This is a genomic window from Arhodomonas sp. KWT2 (assembly GCF_041949875.1).
Taxonomy (GTDB): domain Bacteria; phylum Pseudomonadota; class Gammaproteobacteria; order Nitrococcales; family Nitrococcaceae; genus Arhodomonas; species Arhodomonas aquaeolei.
In genome coordinates this window covers 35495-54167 of sequence record NZ_JBHFPQ010000053.1, presented here as the reverse complement: position 1 = coordinate 54167, position 18673 = coordinate 35495, and the positions used below count along the sequence as shown (strand labels likewise).

The window sequence follows — 18673 nt, the reverse complement described above, 5'->3', positions numbered from 1 at the left end:
TATGCCCTCCTTACGTATTGCTGATGGTGTCGTGGTCCTGCCTGCCCGTCTCTCGCCGTCGGCGCGCGAGGATCTCCTCGTCGCACCGGGGGCAGTAGGGGTGCTCGCCGGCGAGGTAGCCGTGCCTGGGGCAGATGGAGAAGGTCGGCGTGATCGTTATGTAGGGCAGGTGGAAGCGCTCCAGCGAATGCCGGACCAGTTTGCGGCAGGCCGCCGTGCTGGAGATCCGTTCGTTCATGTACAGGTGCAGTACGGTGCCCCCGGTGTAGCGACGCTGCAGCGCCTCCTGGTGTGCCAGCGCCTCGAACGGGTCGTCAGTATGGCCCACTGGCAGCTGCGAGGAGTTGGTGTAGTAGGGCGTCTCCTCGGTGCCGGCCTGGAGGATGCCGGGGAAGCGCCTGCGGTCCTCCCGGGCGAAGCGGTAGGTGGTGCCTTCCGCGGGCGTCGCTTCCAGGTTGTACATGTGTCCGGTCTCTTCCTGGAATCCGGCGATGACGTCGCGCACGTGATCGAGGAACTCGGCCGCGAACCGTTGACCCCAGGGCGTGGTGATGTCGTGGGCGTCGTCGGTGAAGTTGCGGATCATCTCGTTGATCCCGTTCACGCCGAGGGTCGAGAAGTGGTTGCGCAGCGTGCCAAGGTAGCGCCGGGTATAGGGGAACAGCCCGGCGTCCATGTGCCGCTGGATGACCCTGCGCTTGATCTCCAGGCTGCGGCAGGCCAGCGCGAGCAGGGTATCGAGCTGTTCGTACAGCGCCGCGGCGTCGCCGCGGTAGAGGTGGCCGAGGCGGGCACAGTTGATGGTGACCACCCCGAGCGATCCGGTCTGTTCCGCGCTGCCGAACAGGCCGTTGCCCCGCTTGAGCAGCTCGTTGAGATCGAGCTGGAGCCGGCAGCACATAGAGCGGACCATGTGCGGCTCGAGGTCGGAGTTGATGAAGTTCTGGAAATACGGCAGGCCGTACTTCGCGGTCATCGCGAACAGTCGTTCCGCGTTCTCCGATTCCCAGGGAAAGTCGTCGGTGATGTTGTAGGTGGGGATGGGGAAGGTGAACACCCGTCCGCGGGCGTCGCCAGCGGTCATGACCTCCATGTACGCCCGGTTGATCATGTCCATCTCGTCCTGGAGCTCGCCGTAGGTGAAGGGCATGGGCTCGCCGCCGATCACCGGTGTGTCCTCGCACAGGTCTGCCGGACAGATCCAGTCGAAGGTGAGATTGGTAAAGGGCGTCTGTGTGCCCCAGCGCGAGGGGACGTTGAGGTTGTAGACGAGCTCCTGTATCGCCTGCCGGACCTCGGGGTAGGTGAGGCTGTCCTTGCGCACGAACGGGGCCATGTAGGTGTCGAACGACGAGAACGCCTGGGCGCCGGCCCACTCGTTCTGCAGCGTACCCAGGAAGTTCACGATCTGGCCCACGGCGGAGCCTAGGTGCCGTGGCGGGCCGGCCTCGACCTTGCCGGGGATCCCGTTCAGGCCCTCATTGAGCAGGTTGCGCAGCGACCAGCCGGCGCAGTAGCCGGCAAGCATGTCCAGGTCGTGGATGTGGATATCGCCGCGGCGGTGAGCCTCACCGATCTCCGCGGGGTAGACATGGCTGAGCCAGTAGTTGGCTACGACCTTGCCGGAGACGTTCAGGATCAGTCCGCCGAGGGAGTAGCCCTGGTTCGCGTTGGCGTTGATCCGCCAGTCTTCGCGTCCGAGGTATTCGTTGATGGTCCGCTCGACATCGACGAGCGTGTGCCGGTCCCGCCGCAGCCGGGCGTGCTGTTCGCGGTAGGCGATATAGGCGCGTGCGGTGGTGAAGTGTCCGGTCCCGGCGAGTTCGCGTTCGACGGCGTCCTGGATGGTCTCGACGCCGATTTCGGCATCCCCGTCCCCTGTCTCCGCGAGCCGGGCGATCACTTCTCGAGTGAGGGTCGCCGCGGCCTCGTTGCCGAATTCGCCGGTTGCTGCACCGGCCTGGCGTATCGCCGTGTGAATCTTGTCGGGGTCGAACGGCGCGTGGTTGCCGTCGCGCTTGACGACGCGGGCCGCCGGGGACGCATCGCCGGAGTCCTTCCGGCCACAGCGCGGGTGTTGGGGCATGAGTGATCTCCGCCGTGTCGGACGATGGGTCGAGCATGGCGGCAATCAATATGTGGCACATTGACTTGTGTCAGAGCACTATATGTAGTTACTCGTGGCCGGCGTGGTGCGGGGGTCTCACGCGCAGCGTCTCCGCGGAGACCGTGCTCAGCGGTACATGTAGTGCAGCACGATCCCCACGAAGATCACGCCGCCGTACCAGTTGTTGTTCAGAAAGGCCTGGAAGCAGGGGCCGCGCTCGCGCTCGCGGATCAGCCACTGCTGGCGGACGAACAGCAGCGCACCGAGGGCCACCGACGCGTAGTAGATCGCCGATAGCTGTGCGGCGATGCCGATACCGACGAGCGTGACCGTCATCAGCACCTGCAGCAGGCCGATGATCATGCGGTCCTGGTTGCCGAACAGGATCGCCGTGGAGCGCACGCCGATGCGCAGGTCGTCATCCCGGTCGACCATGGCGTACTCGGTGTCGTAGACCGTGGCCCAGATCACCGCGGAGAGGAACACCAGCCACGCCAGCGGCGGCAGCGCGCCGGCCTCGGCGGCGAAGGCCATGGGCACTGCCCAGCCGAACGCCGCCCCCAGGTGGACCTGGGGCAGGTGGGTGTAGCGCTTGGCGAACGGGTAGGTCGCCGCGAGGGCCGCGCCGGCGAAGGCCAGCGCGATGGTGAGGCCGTTCATGGTCAGCACCAGCGCGAAGGCGACGGCGCAGAGCACGGCAAAGACCCCCAGGGCCTCGCGCTCGCCCACCCGGCCGGTCGCCAGCGGCCGTTCCTGCGTCCGTTTGACGTGACCGTCAAAGTCGCGGTCGGCGAAGTCGTTGATCACGCAGCCCGCCGCGCGCATCACCAGCACCCCCGCGATGAACACCGCGAGCACGAGGGGGCGCGGCGGACCCTCGGCGGCGAGCCACAGCGCCCAGAGCATCGGCCAGAGCAGCAGGAAGTTGCCGATCGGCCGGTCGAACCGGGCCATGCGTGCATAGTCGTGCAGCCGGGTCAGCCATCCAGTGGGCGTGTTCGTGCTCATCCTGCATCCTCCTCGGCGCGAAGGAGCGCCGGCAGAAAGACCTCGGCGACCAGCAGGGCGCGTCCGCCGGCACGGAATACCGAGCGGCGCGCCCATTGCGCGGGGGCCTCGCCGTGGTGCTCGGCATCCCGGCGCAGGCCGTCCCCGGGGCGCAGCCGGGCGACCTCGATGGGACCGCGGCGCAGGGGGTAGCGCCCGAAGAGCACGCGGCCCAGGGGCGTGTGCCCGAGGGCGCGGAGCCGGCGCAGGGTGCCGCCGAGGGTGGCGGTCGGGATGATGCTCCGGGCGTAGATCCACGGCGTGTCGCCGTTGCAGAGCATGACCTCGCGGACCCAGGCCAGGCGGTGCTCGCGGACCCCCACGGGGCGGCGTTCGTCCCGCCAGGGGCGCTGCCAGTACTGGCCCACGACCTCCACGCGGAAGGCACCGTCGCAGCGCCGGCGCATGCGGGCGGTCAGCGATCCCGGGGTCTCGATCCAGGGTCTCAGCGCCGGCGGGACGTGGCCCCCGGCCGGGGCGCCGATGGGACGCCAGTTACGCGCTCCAGGCAAGCCGTTCCTCCCTGCGGATCCGTGCACGACCGCCGGGGCGTCTCCGGTGGCGGTCGTGTGCCGCCCGGCGGGGTCGTCTAGTGCGCATGTAGGTCGCGGGGCCGTTGGTGCCGGCGCCCGGGGCCGGTATTCTGGCACGCCGGTGGCGGGGCGGCCAGTGAGCCCGCGGAGCGGGCCGCCAGCGGGTGGCCATAGTGGACCGCGCCGGCATTCAGCGGCGGTTTCGTGCGCCGTCGGGGAGCGTTCGTGCCGGGGCGCAGACCCAGACCGTCCCGACGCCGGCGCGGCGGAGTGCCTCTGTGACCGCCGTGAGGGTGGCAGCGGTGGTGACGACGTCGTCGACGACCAGGACCCGCCGCGGCAGGCGCCGCGGATCGGCGACGAAGGCGCGACGCACGTTGGCCCGGCGGCGCCTCGCGTTGCCGCCGCGCTGGTCCGGTCCGGGGGCCGGGCGCTGGAGCGATCCGTGCAGGGTGCGGCCGGGCAGGCGCCGCGCGATCTCTGCGGCCTGGTTGAAGCCCCGTTCGCGCAGCCGGCGCCGGTGCAGGGGGACGGGCAGGATGGCGCCCGGGCATTCCGACGGCAGGGCGCCGGCGAGCAGGTCCGCGAGGAGGCGGCCGGCGGCTAAGTCGCCGTCGTCCTTGAAGGCGTGGACGAGGCCGCTCACCGGTGGCGTGTAGGCGAGCGGGGCGATCAGGCGCTGCCACGGGGGCGGCCGGCGGAGGCAGTGCCCGCAGGGCGCGTCTGGTCGTCCCGGCGGTAGCGGCAGGCCGCAGCCGGGGCAGGGCGGGTCGATCCACGGCAGCGCGGCGCGGCAGTCGCGGCACAGCTCCGCGGCGGCCTCGGGCGGCTCGCCGCAGAGCCGGCAGGGAGCGGCCATGAGGTGCCGCCCGATACCCTCCCACAGTGCCGCGAGGTCCATGCCCGGTATCATGACGGCCTCCCTGCCGTGCCCGTAATGACCGCATCATACGGTAGGATGGCGGCGGTTCGCAGCGCCGGAGAGGACAGTACAGTCATGGCCGAGACCGACCACGGGGTGCGGGTGCGGGCGGCACGTTTCGATGCCGCGGCCGCCCATTACGACGAGGCCGCCGTCCTGCATCGCGAGGTAGGGGCGCGCCTGGTCGAGCGCTTCGAGCTCATCCGCATGGAGCCGGCCACGGTGCTGGACGTCGGTGCCGGTACCGGCGCGGTGACCCGCGAGCTGATGACGCACTACCGCAAGGCGCGCTTTACCGCGCTCGACCCGGCGCCGGCGATGTTGCGCCTGGCGCGGGGGCGGGCGCCGCGGTGGCGCCGCCTGCGCGGCGTCGCCGGTCGTGCCGAGTCGCTGCCCATCGCCGACGATACCTTCGACGTGGTGTTCTCGAACCTCGCGTTGCAGTGGGTCACGGACCTGCCGGCGGCGTTCGCCGAGGTCCAGCGCGTGCTGCGCCCGGGCGGCGTGTTCATGTTCTCGTGCTTCGGTCCGGACACGCTTGCCGAGCTCAGGGCGGCCTGGGCCGGTGCCGACGCCCATGCCCGCGTGAACACCCTGGTGGACATGCACGACATCGGCGATGCGATGGCCCGCGCGCGGCTGGCGGAGCCGGTGATGGACATGGAGTACTTCACGCTCACCTATCCGGAACCCCGCGCCCTGCTCCGGGAGCTACGCGCCCTCGGTTCCCATGCGATTGATCCGGGCCGTCCCCGCGGGTTGACCGGGCCGGGCCGGCTCCGCGCGATGATTGCCGCCTATGAGGCCGGGCGGGACGACGAAGGCCGCATCCCCGCCACCTACGAGGTCATCTACGGCCATGCCTGGGGTACCGGCAATATCTTCCGTGCCGGTGAGCGGGCCGCCGCGCAACCGGCCGCCGGTACACCCGGCAGCTCCGCGACTTGATCCAGATCATTGCAGCGACGAGAATTGAGTCCGGAGCGACGGCTTGCGCGTCCATCGCGATTCCCTAGAATACGGTGCGGTTCGCGGTAGGCCGGCTCCGTCACGGCTCGGGAGGTGCGCGTGATGGCGGTGACCGCAGACCCTGTCGGCACCGACGGTGCCCGGCGGTTTGTCCTCAAGCCGGCGTTTGGCGGACACTGGCACGAAACGGTTGCGGTGTTCCGTGCCGTCGCCGCGGTCAGCCTCGGCATCGCCTTGGTATTAACGTGGTACGGGCTCTGGCCGGTGCTGCCGTTCGCGGGTCTGGAGCTGTCACTGCTTGGCTGGGCTCTGTACGTCTCGGCACGGCGGGCGCTGGACACCGAGGTGATCACGGTGTCCGATGACTGGGTGTGCATAGAGAAGGGGCGCGGCCGGCCTCAGAGGTGGTGGCGGTTCGAGCGCTACTTCAGCGAGGTACGTGTGCCGGCGCCGGATGCGCCGGGGCCGCGGCTGATGATCCGTTGCCGCGATGAGTGCGTCGAGCTGGGGGATTTCCTGGCGGCCGGCGAACGCCGGCAACTGGCCCGGGAGCTGTACCGCTGCATCGGGCCGGTGGCTGCCGGCGGAATGCGCCCGGCCGCCTGAGCGCGATAGCGGTCTCAATCGATTCGGGAGACTTCGAGGGATGATTCGAAAAAAGCTTAACGCCGTCATCGGCTGTGTTCTGGCGATGGGGCTCCTGGCCCTGGCGCCCCCGGTGCTGGCCGACTGGGCGTTGAACATGACGGAGGGGGTGACGCAGACCAGCCACGACGTGTATGGCCTGCACATGACCATCTTCTGGATCACGGTGATCATCGGCATCGTGGTCTTTGGCGCGATCTTCTACTCCATCTTTGCGCACCGGAAGTCCCGGGGTGTGAAGCCGGCGAAGTTCCATCACAACACCGCGGTGGAGATCGTCTGGACGGTGATACCGCTGCTGATCCTCGTCGGCATGGCCATCCCTGCCACCGGTGTACTCATTGACATGGACGACACCGGCGAGGCCGAGATGACCGTCAAGGTCACCGGCTACCAGTGGAAGTGGGGCTATGAATACATGGGCGAGGGCGTGAGCTTCTACAGCGAGCTCGCCGAGAGCAGCAACAAGGCCCGGCAAAGGGGCTCCGGCGTGGACCCCGCCTCGGTGAACAATTACCTCCTCGAGGTCGACAACCGCCTCGTGGTGCCCACGGACACCAAGATCCGCTTCATGATCACCTCCGCGGACGTCATCCACTCCTGGTGGGTGCCCGCCCTCGGCTGGAAGAAGGACGCCATTCCGGGCTTCATCAACGAGACCTGGACCCGGATCGACCAGCCGGGTGTGTACCGGGGTCAGTGCGCCGAGCTCTGCGGCCGCGGCCATGCCTTCATGCCGGTGGTGGTCGAGGCCGTCAAGCCGGAGGAGTTCAAGCGCTGGCTTGCGGAGCACAAGAGCGACGGTGGCGCCGACGGGGCGCAGACCGCCGGGGCCGGGGATGCGGGCGAGCCCGTGGTCGCCTCGGCTAACGAATGATCGCTAGGAGGACGATTTCATGAGTGCGACATCACACGACGTGGCGCACGGACACGAGCACAGCCAGGGGTTCATCCGGCGCTGGCTGATGTCCACGAACCACAAGGACATCGGCACCCTCTACCTGGTGACCGCGCTGATCGCGCTGTTCTCCGGCGGCACCATGGCCATGGTCATTCGTGCGGAACTCTTCCAGCCGGGTATCCAGCTGGTGGATCCGTACTTCTTCAACCAGATGACCACCATGCACGGCCTCATCATGATCTTCGGCGCGGTGATGCCGGCGTTCGTGGGCCTGGCCAACTGGATGATCCCGATGATGGTGGGCGCGCCGGACATGGCGCTGCCGCGGATGAACAACTTCAGCTTCTGGCTGCTGCCCGTGGGCCTGCTGCTCATCGCCTCTACGCTGCTGATGCCCGGCGGCGCGCCGGCCGGCGGCTGGACGATGTATCCGCCGCTGGTGCTGCAGACCGGCCAGGCGTTCCCGTTCCTGATATTCGGCATCCATATCCTCGGCATCAGCTCGATCATGGGCGCGATCAACGTCATCGCCACCGTGCTCAACATGCGTGCGCCGGGCATGACGCTTATGAAGATGCCGATGTTCGTGTGGACCTGGCTGATTACCGCGTTCCTGCTGATCGCCGTGATGCCGGTGCTCGCGGGCGCGATCACGATGCTGCTCACCGACCAGTACTTCGGTACGACCTTCTTCAATGCCGCCGGCGGCGGTGACCCGACGCTCTACCAGCACGTGTTCTGGTTCTTCGGCCACCCCGAGGTCTACATCATGATCCTGCCGGCGTTCGGGATCATCTCGGAGATCGTGCCGACGTTCGCGCGCAAGCCGCTGTTCGGCTATGCCTCGATGGTCTACGCCACGGCCTCGATCGCGTTCCTGTCGTTCATCGTATGGGCGCATCACATGTTCACCGTGGGCATGCCGCTGGCCGGTGAGCTGTTCTTCATGTACGCGACCATGCTCATCGCCGTGCCCACGGGCGTGAAGGTGTTCAACTGGGTGGCCACGATGTGGCGCGGGGCGATGACCTTCGAGACGCCGATGCTCTTCGCCATCGGCTTCATTATCCTGTTCACCATCGGTGGCTTCTCCGGGCTGATGCTTGCGATCGCCCCGGCGGACTTCCAGTACCACGACACCTACTTCGTGGTGGCGCACTTCCACTACGTGCTGGTCACCGGTGCGCTGTTCTCCATCATCGCCGCCGTCTACTACTGGCTGCCCAAGTGGACCGGTGTGATGTACAACGAGCGTCTGGGCAAGACGCACTTCTGGCTGTCCGTGATCTTCGTGAACGTGCTGTTCTTCCCGCAGCACTTCCTCGGGCTGGCCGGCATGCCGCGGCGGATCCCGGACTACTCGGCCCAGTTCGCCGACTGGAACATGATCTCCAGCATCGGCGGCTTCGGCTTCGGCCTCACGCAGCTGCTGTTCGTCTATCTCGTGATCCGCAGCATGAGCGGCCGTGGCGAGCCCGCGACGGCGGGCGTCTGGGAGGGCGCGAAGGGCCTGGAGTGGGAGGTGCCCTCGCCGGCGCCGCACCATACCTTCGAGACCCCGCCCGAGGTACGCTAGCGCTACGGGGTGCCGCCTTCCGCGGGAGGCGGCACCGTGAACGGATCAGGGAGAGCGCGTTCCATGCAGGAAGGCGATAACCAGGCCAGACGCCGGCGCGGGGTGCGAATCACCGTGTTCGTGCTCGCGGTGGCGGCACTGGCCGCCTACGTGGGGACCTTCGTCGCGAACATGTAGAGGCGCACCGCGGTCGCGCCGGCGCGACGGGTCGTTACTGGACGATTAGAGGATGGGATCGATGGCACACGCACAGGGTGGGGGGTATTACGTCCCCGACTACAGCTACTGGCCGCTGGTGGCCAGCGCCGGACTGGCCTGCATGGGCGCCGGCGGGGCCGGCTACCTGCAGAGCCTCTCGTGGGGGCCGTATGCGCTTGGCATCGGCCTGGCGATCATGGTCGTGGTCTTTTTCGGGTGGTTCGGCAGTGTCATCCGCGAGGGGCTGTCGGGGCTGTACAGCGACCAGGTGGACATCTCCTTCCGCTGGGGGATGATCTGGTTCATCTTCTCCGAGGTGATGTTCTTCGGCGCGTTCTTCGGCGCGCTGTTCTATGCGCGGATGCTCTCCGTGCCGTGGCTCGGCGGTGCCGACCCGGCCACCAGCAAGGTCCTGTGGGATTCGGTGGCCCTCAACTGGCCGACCGCCGGCCCGGGCATGACCGGGCTCGAATTCGAACCCATGGGTGCGTGGCCGCTGCCGAGCATCAACACCATCATCCTGCTGACCTCCGGCGTGACGCTGACTATCGGTCACCACGCGCTCAAGGCCGGTGAGCGCGGCAAGCTGGTGCTGGCGATGATCGCCACCATCCTGCTCGGTGCCTCGTTCGTGAGCCTGCAGGCCTACGAGTATTTCGAGGCCTGGACCCACATGAACCTGCAGCTCGGTACCGGTATCTACGGTTCGACGTTCTTCATGCTCACGGGCTTTCACGGCGCTCACGTGATCATGGGCACGATCATGCTCACCGTGATCGCACTGCGCTGCATGCGGGGCCACTTCAATCCGGACCAGCATTTCGGCTTCGAGGCGGTGGCCTGGTACTGGCACTTCGTGGACGTGGTCTGGCTGGGGCTGTTCGTGTTCGTCTACATACTCTGAAAAGCGCCGTGCCCGGGCGCGGGCCCGCTCACGACAGCGGGCTTGCGTTCGGGTGCAGGACCCCGGTGAACAGCGCCAGCAGGATCAGCGCGAACAGCACGACCGACAGGGTGATGCGCACCGTCAGCGCGTTGAGCGTGCGCCGGGTGCGGCTACCGTCACGGATGAGGAAGAACAGGCCGGAGCCGAGACTGGCGATGATGGCCAGCATGGTGATAACGATTCCCGCCTTGATGAACAGCGTCATTGGCAGCTCCCGCTGGTTGGCGTCTCGGATCGCGGCTGCCGACAGCTGGCGCGCGAGTGGGTGCCGTCCCTATTCTACGCGAGATGCCGGAGCGCCGGGGCGCACCGCCTGATGCGTGTCGGTCCGTTCGTCTTCCGGCCGGGGCGCTGGCCGACGCTGGTCACCCTCGTGCTCCTGCCGGTGCTGATCGCCCTGGGCTTCTGGCAGATCGATCGGGCGCACCAGAAGGAGGCGCTGATCGCCGCCCGGGAATCGGCGGCGGCCGCGCCGGTGCTGGCGCTCAACGCCGGTTTGCCCACTCCGGAGGCGGGGCTGCACCGGCTGGCACGCGCGCGCGGGCGCTACGACGCCGGGCATCAGTTCCTGCTGGATAACCAGACGCGGGACGGCGTGCCCGGCTACCGGATCATTACGCCGCTGCGCCTCGAGGGCACCGACGCCGCCGTGCTGGTGGACCGCGGCTGGGTGGCCGCGCCGCCGCGCCGCTCGCAGCTGCCGGACATCGCGGTGGCGGCGACGCCGCGCACCGTACGTGGCCGTCTCGGTGACGGTCCGTCCGTGGGCCTGCGTCTCGGCGAGGCGTATCATGGCGACGGCAGCTGGCCGAGGCGGATCCAGTACCTGGACTTCGATGTCCTGGCGAAGGCCCTGCCGTACCCGGTGACGCCCTATCTCCTGCGCACCGGGGCGGCGGCGGAGAAGGCGCGTCCGGAGACGATGCGCTTCGGACCGCGTCGTCACTACGGCTACGCCGTGCAGTGGTTCGCGCTGGCTACCGCGCTGCTGGTGATCTACATCGGCGTCAACACCCGATTGAAGGGCAGGCATGAACGCGACTGAAACCCGTCGTTCCGGGTCGCGCTGGCCGATCATCGTGCTGGCCGTGATGTTCTTCGGCCCGGCCATCCTGGCCTGGGTCATGGTGATCAATGGCTGGCAACCCGGGGCGACCACCAACAATGGCGTGCTCGTGGATCCGCCCGTGAGCCAGGGGCACGAAGGCTGGCGCATGGCGAATGGCCGGGCGATGCCGGCGAAGTGGTTCGAGGGCTACTGGACGTTGCTCGTCCCCGTCGACGGGGACTGCGGGGCGGAGTGCCGCGCCATGCTCGACGAGCTCCGGCGTGCGCGCGTTGCGCTCAACCGCGATGCGGACCGGGTGCGCGTGCTGCTGCTTCAGCCGCGGGATGCCGCGCCGTTACCCGCCCGCCAGGCCTTCGGCGGGCTCGTGCGGGCGAGTGCGCCGCGCGAGCGTGTCACGGCCCTGCTGGACGATGTCCCGGGGGGCGGCGACGCCGGCCGCGGGGTCTTCATCGTCGATTACCTGGGCTTCCGGATGATGGGGTATCCGGTCCCGCTGGACGGCTCGGGGCTGCTTGACGACATGGAACGTCTGCTCAAGGCCGCCGAGGAGCGTATCGAGGACCATCTCCAGCACAGCAAGCCCGACGCCGGCTGACGACGCCAACCGTCAAGCAAGAGGAAATCCGCGTGTCCCGTTCCCCGTGGTTCCGGCGACTGTCCCTCATCGCGACCCTGCTGACCCTCGTCGTGGTCGTGCTCGGCGCCTACGTGCGCCTCTCCGACGCCGGTCTCGGCTGTCCCGACTGGCCGGGCTGCTACGGCCAGATCAGCGTCCCGGACGCCCCGGAGGAGATCGCGAGCGCCAACGCCGCCTACCCGGACCGGCCCGTGGAGGCGGCGAAGGGCTGGAAGGAGATGGTTCACCGCTACGTGGCCGGCACACTCGGGCTGCTGGTCTTCGCGCTCGCGGTCCTGGCCTGGCGTAACCGGCGCGAGCCCGGCCAGCCCCTGGCCGTGCCGCTGGCTCTGGTGGCCGTGATCGTCTTCCAGGCACTTCTGGGCATGTGGACCGTGACCTGGAAGCTCAAGCCGCTGATCGTCATGGCCCATCTGCTGGGCGGGCTCACGACCCTGTCGCTGCTCACCTGGCAGACCCTGCGTGTGTTTGGCGGTGCCGGCGCGCTGCGCCTGCCGCGGGGCTGGCGCGTCGCCCTGGTGGCGGCGCTCGCGCTGCTCGCCGGCCAGATTGCCCTGGGCGGCTGGACCAGCGCGAACTACGCCGCGCTCGCCTGCAACGAGTTCCCGGCATGCACGCCGGGTGAGGTCTGGCCCGAGGTAGCGGACTTCCCGGCCGGCTTCGACCCCTGGCACGGAATCGGGCCCGATTACGAGTATGGTACCCACCTCAGCCGCGGGGCCAAGGTCGCGATCCACTTGGCCCACCGGGCCGGGGCGGTGGTGGTCTTCCTCGCTCTGTTCGGCCTGGGGCTGGCGCTGATCCGCCGGGGCGGCCTCGCCGCCGCGGGCGGGGCCGCGCTCGCCGCGGGCGTCACCGCGCAGTTCGCCCTGGGGGTCAGTAACGTCCTGTTCAGCTTGCCCCTCGGCGTGGCCGTGGCGCACAATGCAGGCGCCGCGATACTGCTCGCGGTGCTCGTCGCGCTGAATCACTTCGCACATCCGAGCCGACTGTCATGAATCACACCGCCTCCGTCGCCGCCAGCGAGGATCTACCGGTGCATCGCCACCTCATCCGTCACTGGCGGGACTACTACGAGCTCTGCAAGCCCGGCGTGGTCGCGCTGATGGTGTTTACCGCGGTGGTCGGCGAGCTGCTGGCGGTGACCACCGAGGTGCCCTGGCGGGCGCTGACGATCGGCAACCTGGGCATCGCGCTCGCCGCCGCCTCGGCGGCGGCGGTGAACCACCTGGTCGATCGCGGCATCGATGCGCGCATGGCGCGCACCCGCGGCCGGCCCATCCCCAGCGGCCACATCCGGCTGCCCCACGCGATCGCCTTCGCCGCGCTGCTCGGCGTCGCCGGCCTCGGCCTGCTGTACTACCTTGTCAATCCGCTCACCGCGCTGCTGACCTTCGGCTCGCTGCTCGGCTACGCGTTCGTCTACACGATGTTCCTCAAGCGGGCGACGCCGCAGAACATCGTCATCGGCGGCGCGGCGGGTGCCGCGCCGCCGGTGCTTGGCTGGACGGCGGTGACCGGCAGCGTCGATCCCAACGCGCTGCTGCTGTTCCTGATCATCTTCACGTGGACGCCGCCGCATTTCTGGGCGCTGGCCATCCACCGTCAGGCGGACTACGCCCGCGCCGACATCCCGATGCTGCCGGTCACCCACGGCGACCGATTCACCCGCTGGCATGTGCTGTTCTACACCCTGCTGCTGGTGGCGGTGACGGCGCTGCCCTTCGCGACCGGGATGAGCGGCTGGCTGTACTTCGTCGGTGCGATGGTCCTTGGCGTGGTGTACCTCGGCTACGGCGTGGCCATGCTGGTGAGCGATTCGGCCTCGCTGCCGATGCGCTCGTTCGGCTACTCGATTATCTATCTGATGGCGCTGTTCGCGCTGCTGCTGCTGGATCACTACCTGCCGATCATGGCGTCCGCGCTCGGCGGCTGACCGCCGCCGGGCGCCGTTACGACCGCTGTCCGCGGCGGAGGATGTACTAGTCTTCCCTCGACGGCGTTGCGTTTGCTTGACGTGAGCCCCGCCACGCCGGCGCGAACGCGCCTTGCCCCCGAACCGCTCCGGCGTTCTGACACACGGCAATCCCTCTGGGAAGATGAGTATGGATTACATCCCCACCGAGCTGCTGCGCAGCTTCGTGCTGGTTGCCGAGGCCGAGGGCTTTACCCGCGCGGGCGAGCGCCTGGGCCGCTCCCAGCCGGCGGTCAGCCTCCAGATGAAGCGCCTCGAGGAGCTCACGGGCCAGTCGCTGCTGGTGCGCGACGGCCGCCGCCTGCGTCTCACGCCGGCCGGGGAGACGCTGCTCGACTATGCCCAGCGGATCCTCGCGCTCAATCGCGAGGCAATGGGGCGGCTGGCCACCCCGGAGCTTGCGGGCACGGTCCGCCTGGGGGTGCCCAACGAGTTCGCCAGCTCCTTTCTCCCGGAAATCCTCGGCAAGTTCGCCAAGGCCCATCCGAACGTCACCCTGGAGGTTACCTGCGACCTCAGCAACCGGCTGCTTGCCCGGCGCGAGCGCGAGGAGCTGGACCTGGTCTTCGCGCTGCACGCCGATGCCGAGGACGTCGCCTCCGGAGCGGGCTGGACGGAGGAACTCGTGTGGGTCACGAGTCCCCGTCACGACAGCCACGTGCGCACGCCGGTGCCGCTGGTGGTGGCCCCGGAGGGCTGCGTCTACCGCGGCCGGATCCTCTCGCACCTGGAGCGTGAGGCGGTGCCGTGGCGGGTGGCCTACACCTGCGCGAGCTTCGGGGGGATCCGCGCGGGCGTACTCGCCGGTCTCGGCGTGACGGTGCTCGCACGCAGCATCGTCCCGAACGGACTGCGGGCGGTGACCGCCGCCGAGCATCTGCCCCGCCTCCCGCCAGTGCAGGTGCGCCTGCACTATGACCCGGCGCGCACCACCGAGGCCATCGACGCGCTGGTGGCCTATATGTCCGCCAACCTCGAGAGTCGCCTGTAGTCGCATTTGAGAAATTTATGCGACCATTGGGAGTATTGATTTAACAAATCGATATGCCCGGGCTACGGTTGCGGGACTGATCGCTCCCGGCAGCGCATTGCCGCCACGATAGAGAGTGAGGCGACCCCATGAGCGAACCGCATACCCCCCTGACGGCCCTGGAGGGCCACGACGAGTTCCTCGGCCGGCACATCGGGCCGGACGCCGGGGAGCGCCGGCGTATGCTGGAGACCGTCGGCGCCGAGGGCATGGAGGCGCTCATCGCCCGGGCGCTGCCCGAGGACATCCGTATGGACGCCCCGCTGGCGCTGGATGGTCCGCGCAGCGAGGCGGAGGTGATTGACGAGCTCGGCCGGATGGCCGCGCGCAACGAGGTCAAGCGCTCCTTCATCGGCGCGGGCTATTACGGCACCCACACCCCGACGGTCATCCAGCGCAACGTGCTGGAGAACCCGGCATGGTACACGGCGTACACGCCCTACCAGCCGGAGATCTCCCAGGGCCGGCTCGAGGCGCTGCTGAATTTCCAGACCATGGTGATGGACCTCACTGCCATGGAGATCGCCAATGCGTCGCTGCTCGACGAGTCGACCGCGGCGGCGGAGGCAATGACCCTGTGCCAGCGTGTGAACCGGCGCAATCGCGGCAACGTCTTCATCGTGGACGCCAACTGCCATCCGCAGACCATCGATGTCCTGCGCGGCCGCGCGGCGCCCCTGGGCATCGAGGTGGAGGTCCGGGATCCGGGGCAGGGCCTGCCCGAGTCCGGCTTCTTCGGCGTGCTGCTGCAGTACCCGGGGACCGACGGCGCCGTCCGTGACCCGAGCGCCGCGATCGAGGCGGCCCACGCGGCCGACGCCATGGCCGTGGTGGCTACGGACCTGCTCGCGCTGACCCTGCTCACGCCCCCCGGCGAGATGGGGGCGGACGTGGTTGTCGGCAGTGCCCAGCGCTTCGGCGTGCCGCTGTTCTTCGGCGGTCCGCACGCCGCCTTCATGGCCACCCGCGATCGCCACAAGCGGGCCCTGCCCGGGCGGCTGGTGGGCGTATCCGTGGACGCCCACGGCGACCCCGCCTACCGCCTGGCGTTGCAGACCCGCGAGCAGCACATCCGCCGCGAGAAGGCGACCAGCAACATCTGCACGGCGCAGGCCCTGCTCGCCGTCATCGCTGCGATGTACGCGGTCTACCACGGCCCCGACGGGCTGACTCGCATCGCGCGCCGGGTGCACCGCCTGGGTGCCATCCTCGCCCAGGGCCTGCGCGAGCTCGGCTGGGGCGTGGTGGACGCGCCGTTCTTCGATACCATCGCGGTCGACGCCGGTGACGCCGCCGACGGCCGCCTCGCGGCGGCGATGGATGCCGGCTACAACCTGCGCGACCTGGGTGCGGGTCGGATCGGCATCGCCCTGGATGAGACCGCCACCCGCGAGGACGTGGCCGCGCTGCTGGCGGTGTTCGCGGACGACGCGGCGGTCCCGGAGGTCGCGGCGCTCGACGAGCGCGTGGCCGATGCGCTGCCCGCCGGTCTGGCGCGGCAGAGCGCATTCCTCACCCACCCGGTGTTCCACCGCTATCGCTCCGAGACGGAGATGCTGCGCTACCTGCGCCGCCTGGCGGACTACGACCTGGCGCTGGACCGGGCGATGATCCCGCTGGGCTCGTGCACCATGAAGCTCAACGCCACCACCGAGATGCTGGCCGTCTCCTGGGCGGCGTTCAGCGGGATTCACCCCTTCGCCCCCGCGGCGCAGACCGGGGGCTACCGCGAGCTGTTCGCCGACCTGGAGCGCATGCTCTGTGCGGTCACCGGCTACGACGCCGTGTCGCTGCAGCCCAATGCCGGTGCCCAGGGCGAGTACGCCGGGCTGCTCGCGATCCGCGACTATCACCGCGACCGTGGCGAGCCGGAGCGCGACGTCTGCCTCATCCCGTCGTCCGCCCACGGCACCAACCCGGCCTCCGCGCAGATGGCCGGGATGCGCGTGGTGGTGGTCCGCTGCGACGGTGACGGCAACATCGACATGGATGACCTGCGCGCCCGGCTCGCCGAGCACGGCGAGCGCCTGGCCGCGATCATGATCACCTACCCGTCCACCCACGGGGTGTTCGAGACCACCGTGCGCGAGGTCTGTTCACTGGTCCACGAGCACGGCGGGCAGGTCTACATCGACGGCGCCAACCTCAACGCCATGGTGGGCCTGACCCAGCCGGGCGAGTTCGGCGGCGACGTCTCCCACGTCAACCTGCACAAGACCTTCTGCATCCCCCACGGCGGGGGCGGTCCGGGCGTCGGCCCCATCGGTGTGCGCGCCCACCTGGCGCCGTACCTGCCCGGGCACCGCTACGGCGGGGTCGAATCCGGTGGCGTGCCGGTGGCGGCGGCGCCCTGGGGCAGCGCCGGCATCCTGCCCATCTCCTGGGCCTACATGCGGCTGATGGGGGCCTCGGGTCTCACCGACGCCACCGAGGTGGCCATTCTCAACGCCAACTACATTGCCGCACGACTGCGCGATGCCTACCCGGTGCTCTACACCGGGCGCGATGGGCTGGTCGCCCACGAGTGCATCATCGACCTGCGCCCGATCAAGGACGAGACCGGCGTCACCGTGGACGACGTCGCCAAGCGCCTGATCGACTACGGCTTCCACGCCCCGACCATGTCTTTCCCGGTGGCGGGTACGCTGATGATCGAGCCCACGGAGAGCGAGTCCCAGGCCGAGCTCGACCGCTTCTGCGACGCCATGCTGGCGATCCGCGAGGAGGTGCGGGCCATCGAGCGTGGCGACCTCGCGGCGGACGACAGCCCGCTGCGTCATGCCCCGCATACGCCGGCGGACCTGGTGGGCGAATGGGACCGCGCCTACTCCCGGGAGAGTGCAGTCTTCCCGATGGCCGGGCAGCGCCAGGGCAAGTACTGGTCGCCGGTGGCGCGGATCGACAACGTCTACGGCGACCGCAATCTCGTCTGCGCCTGCCCGCCGATGAGCGAGTACATGGACGAGCCGCAGCGCGAAGGGGTTGGGTCATGAGCGACGATACGGATCTCCGCCGGGTGCCGCTGGATGCCCTGCACCGGGAGCTCGGGGCCAGGATGGTCCCCTTTGCGGGATACGCCATGCCCGTGAGCTACCCGCTCGGGGTGATGAAGGAGCACCTGCATACCCGCGAGCGTGCCGGGCTGTTCGACGTCTCGCACATGGGGCAGGTCTGCCTGTACGGCGCCGACGCCGCCGGGATGCTGGAGTCGCTGACCACGGGCAACATCGCCGGGCTCAAGCCCGGGCGCCAGCGCTACACGCTGTTCACCGACGAGCGCGGCGGCATCCTCGACGACTTCATGGTCTGCAATGCCGGTGATCACCTCTACCTGGTGGTCAACGCGGCCTGCAAGGATGACGACCTTGCCCACCTGGAGGCCCACGCGGGCGCCGGGGTCCGTGTCGAGTCCCGCTTCGACCGGGCGCTGCTTGCCCTGCAGGGGCCGGCTGCCGCGGAGGTCATGGCCGAGCTCGCCCCGGACAGCCGGGAGATGGTCTTCATGGATGCCCGGCCCCTCGAGGTTGCCGGCGTGCCGTGCTTTGTCACTCGCTCCGGCTATACCGGCGAGGACGGTTTCGAGATCTCCGTGGCCGCGGAAGACGCGGACACCCTGGCCCGGCGCCTGCTCGCCTACGAGGCGGTGGAGCCCGTCGGCCTGGGGGCCCGCGACTCGCTCCGCCTGGAGGCAGGGCTGTGCCTGTACGGGCACGATATGGATACCACCACCACGCCGGTGGAGGCCGCGCTGGAATGGGCCGTCTCCAGGGTCCGCCGGCCCGGGGGCCGCCGCGAGGGCGGTTACCCCGGCGCCGACGTCATCGCCGGGCAGCTGCGTGACGGCGTCGACCGCCGCCGCGTGGGCCTGCGCCCGGAGGGGCGGGCGCCGGTGCGCGAGGGTGTGGAGCTGCAGGACGGCGACGGCCGCGGTGTCGGCCGGGTGACCAGTGGCGGTTTCGGTCCCAGTGTCGGGGCGCCGGTGGCGATGGGCTACGTCGAGACCGGTTTCGAGGCGGTGGGCAGCCGTGTCACCGCCCTGGTGCGCGGACGTGGGATCCCGGTGACCGTGGCGGAGACGCCGTTCCTGCGCCCGGGCTACCGCCGCTGAAACGACAAGG

At 69.2% G+C, this 18673-nt stretch carries 17 protein-coding genes; 12 read left to right on the top strand and 5 right to left on the bottom strand.

Annotation, left to right across the window (positions count from 1 at the left end; all coding sequences use genetic code 11):
- Positions 1 to 10: 10 nt before the first annotated feature.
- The 4 genes from ACEZHJ_RS17805 to ACEZHJ_RS17790 all read right to left on the bottom strand — a co-directional run bounded on the left by ACEZHJ_RS17805 (position 11) and on the right by ACEZHJ_RS17790 (position 4600).
- Positions 11 to 2086 carry a ribonucleoside triphosphate reductase gene (locus tag ACEZHJ_RS17805; protein WP_375036748.1) on the bottom strand — a complete coding sequence of 692 codons (2076 nt, stop codon included), beginning with the start codon at positions 2084 to 2086 and terminating at the stop codon, positions 11 to 13.
- Between the two features lie 147 nt (positions 2087 to 2233).
- Positions 2234 to 3115, bottom strand: a complete 882-nt coding sequence (ubiA, locus tag ACEZHJ_RS17800; RefSeq protein WP_259202322.1) for a 4-hydroxybenzoate octaprenyltransferase — start codon at positions 3113 to 3115, stop codon at positions 2234 to 2236.
- A complete protein-coding gene (locus tag ACEZHJ_RS17795; protein ID WP_259202323.1) occupies positions 3112 to 3666 on the bottom strand; it encodes a chorismate lyase in 555 nt (184 codons plus the stop codon). Before ACEZHJ_RS17795 ends, ubiA begins: the two co-directional genes overlap by 4 nt.
- 211 nt (positions 3667 to 3877) lie before the next feature.
- Positions 3878 to 4600, bottom strand: coding sequence for a double zinc ribbon domain-containing protein (locus ACEZHJ_RS17790; RefSeq protein ID WP_163143394.1), 723 nt, complete (start codon positions 4598 to 4600; stop codon positions 3878 to 3880).
- 84 nt (positions 4601 to 4684) lie between these two features.
- On the opposite strand from ACEZHJ_RS17790, the gene bioC reads away from it, so the two are divergent.
- The 5 genes from bioC to ACEZHJ_RS17765 all read left to right on the top strand — a co-directional run bounded on the left by bioC (position 4685) and on the right by ACEZHJ_RS17765 (position 9802).
- On the top strand, positions 4685 to 5557 hold the full coding sequence (gene bioC, locus ACEZHJ_RS17785; RefSeq protein ID WP_259202325.1) for a malonyl-ACP O-methyltransferase BioC: 873 nt from the start codon (positions 4685 to 4687) through the stop codon (positions 5555 to 5557).
- Between the two features lie 123 nt (positions 5558 to 5680).
- Positions 5681 to 6184, top strand: coding sequence for a DUF2244 domain-containing protein (locus ACEZHJ_RS17780; protein WP_259202326.1), 504 nt, complete (start codon positions 5681 to 5683; stop codon positions 6182 to 6184).
- Positions 6185 to 6224: 40 nt separating this feature from the next.
- Complete coding sequence (gene coxB, locus ACEZHJ_RS17775; RefSeq protein ID WP_259202327.1) at positions 6225 to 7100, top strand: cytochrome c oxidase subunit II; 876 nt, start codon at positions 6225 to 6227, stop codon at positions 7098 to 7100.
- A 19-nt stretch (positions 7101 to 7119) separates the two neighbouring features.
- Positions 7120 to 8700 (top strand): cytochrome c oxidase subunit I, encoded by a 1581-nt coding sequence (gene ctaD, locus ACEZHJ_RS17770; protein WP_163142817.1) that lies wholly within the window; start codon positions 7120 to 7122, stop codon positions 8698 to 8700.
- 238 nt (positions 8701 to 8938) lie between these two features.
- Complete coding sequence (locus tag ACEZHJ_RS17765; protein WP_259202328.1) at positions 8939 to 9802, top strand: cytochrome c oxidase subunit 3; 864 nt, start codon at positions 8939 to 8941, stop codon at positions 9800 to 9802.
- A 28-nt stretch (positions 9803 to 9830) separates the two neighbouring features.
- On the opposite strand, the gene ACEZHJ_RS17760 is transcribed toward ACEZHJ_RS17765, so the two are convergent.
- A complete protein-coding gene (locus ACEZHJ_RS17760) occupies positions 9831 to 10049 on the bottom strand; it encodes a twin transmembrane helix small protein (RefSeq protein WP_163144086.1) in 219 nt (72 codons plus the stop codon).
- A 111-nt stretch (positions 10050 to 10160) separates the two neighbouring features.
- On the opposite strand from ACEZHJ_RS17760, the gene ACEZHJ_RS17755 reads away from it, so the two are divergent.
- The 7 genes from ACEZHJ_RS17755 to gcvT all read left to right on the top strand — a co-directional run bounded on the left by ACEZHJ_RS17755 (position 10161) and on the right by gcvT (position 18663).
- Positions 10161 to 10889, top strand: a complete 729-nt coding sequence (locus tag ACEZHJ_RS17755; protein WP_259202329.1) for an SURF1 family protein — start codon at positions 10161 to 10163, stop codon at positions 10887 to 10889.
- Complete coding sequence (locus ACEZHJ_RS17750; protein ID WP_163143784.1) at positions 10876 to 11508, top strand: hypothetical protein; 633 nt, start codon at positions 10876 to 10878, stop codon at positions 11506 to 11508. Before ACEZHJ_RS17755 ends, ACEZHJ_RS17750 begins: the two co-directional genes overlap by 14 nt.
- A gap of 32 nt (positions 11509 to 11540) precedes the next feature.
- Complete coding sequence (locus tag ACEZHJ_RS17745) at positions 11541 to 12548, top strand: heme A synthase (protein ID WP_163141639.1); 1008 nt, start codon at positions 11541 to 11543, stop codon at positions 12546 to 12548.
- On the top strand, positions 12545 to 13486 hold the full coding sequence (gene cyoE, locus ACEZHJ_RS17740) for a heme o synthase (protein WP_163141636.1): 942 nt from the start codon (positions 12545 to 12547) through the stop codon (positions 13484 to 13486). Before ACEZHJ_RS17745 ends, cyoE begins: the two co-directional genes overlap by 4 nt.
- Before the next feature lie 169 nt (positions 13487 to 13655).
- On the top strand, positions 13656 to 14516 hold the full coding sequence (locus ACEZHJ_RS17735; protein WP_018718697.1) for a LysR substrate-binding domain-containing protein: 861 nt from the start codon (positions 13656 to 13658) through the stop codon (positions 14514 to 14516).
- Positions 14517 to 14644: 128 nt separating this feature from the next.
- Positions 14645 to 17548 carry an aminomethyl-transferring glycine dehydrogenase gene (gcvP, locus tag ACEZHJ_RS17730; RefSeq protein WP_163141633.1) on the top strand — a complete coding sequence of 968 codons (2904 nt, stop codon included), beginning with the start codon at positions 14645 to 14647 and terminating at the stop codon, positions 17546 to 17548.
- Positions 17545 to 18663, top strand: coding sequence for a glycine cleavage system aminomethyltransferase GcvT (gcvT, locus tag ACEZHJ_RS17725; protein WP_375036747.1), 1119 nt, complete (start codon positions 17545 to 17547; stop codon positions 18661 to 18663). The genes gcvP and gcvT overlap by 4 nt, the downstream gene beginning before the upstream one ends.
- The last annotated feature ends 10 nt before the right edge of the window (positions 18664 to 18673 follow it).

Coding starts and splice junctions, on each gene's coding strand:
- ACEZHJ_RS17780 (WP_259202326.1), top strand. CDS start 5,681: ATGGCGGTGACCGCAGACCCTGTCGGCACCGACGGTGCCCGGCGGTTT.
- ACEZHJ_RS17755 (WP_259202329.1), top strand. CDS start 10,161: ATGCGTGTCGGTCCGTTCGTCTTCCGGCCGGGGCGCTGGCCGACGCTG.
- ACEZHJ_RS17790 (WP_163143394.1), bottom strand. CDS start 4,600: ATGATACCGGGCATGGACCTCGCGGCACTGTGGGAGGGTATCGGGCGG.
- ACEZHJ_RS17760 (WP_163144086.1), bottom strand. CDS start 10,049: ATGACGCTGTTCATCAAGGCGGGAATCGTTATCACCATGCTGGCCATC.
- ACEZHJ_RS17750 (WP_163143784.1), top strand. CDS start 10,876: ATGAACGCGACTGAAACCCGTCGTTCCGGGTCGCGCTGGCCGATCATC.
- ubiA (WP_259202322.1), bottom strand. CDS start 3,115: ATGAGCACGAACACGCCCACTGGATGGCTGACCCGGCTGCACGACTAT.
- coxB (WP_259202327.1), top strand. CDS start 6,225: ATGATTCGAAAAAAGCTTAACGCCGTCATCGGCTGTGTTCTGGCGATG.
- bioC (WP_259202325.1), top strand. CDS start 4,685: ATGGCCGAGACCGACCACGGGGTGCGGGTGCGGGCGGCACGTTTCGAT.
- gcvT (WP_375036747.1), top strand. CDS start 17,545: ATGAGCGACGATACGGATCTCCGCCGGGTGCCGCTGGATGCCCTGCAC.
- ACEZHJ_RS17805 (WP_375036748.1), bottom strand. CDS start 2,086: ATGCCCCAACACCCGCGCTGTGGCCGGAAGGACTCCGGCGATGCGTCC.
- cyoE (WP_163141636.1), top strand. CDS start 12,545: ATGAATCACACCGCCTCCGTCGCCGCCAGCGAGGATCTACCGGTGCAT.
- ACEZHJ_RS17735 (WP_018718697.1), top strand. CDS start 13,656: ATGGATTACATCCCCACCGAGCTGCTGCGCAGCTTCGTGCTGGTTGCC.
- ACEZHJ_RS17765 (WP_259202328.1), top strand. CDS start 8,939: ATGGCACACGCACAGGGTGGGGGGTATTACGTCCCCGACTACAGCTAC.
- gcvP (WP_163141633.1), top strand. CDS start 14,645: ATGAGCGAACCGCATACCCCCCTGACGGCCCTGGAGGGCCACGACGAG.
- ctaD (WP_163142817.1), top strand. CDS start 7,120: ATGAGTGCGACATCACACGACGTGGCGCACGGACACGAGCACAGCCAG.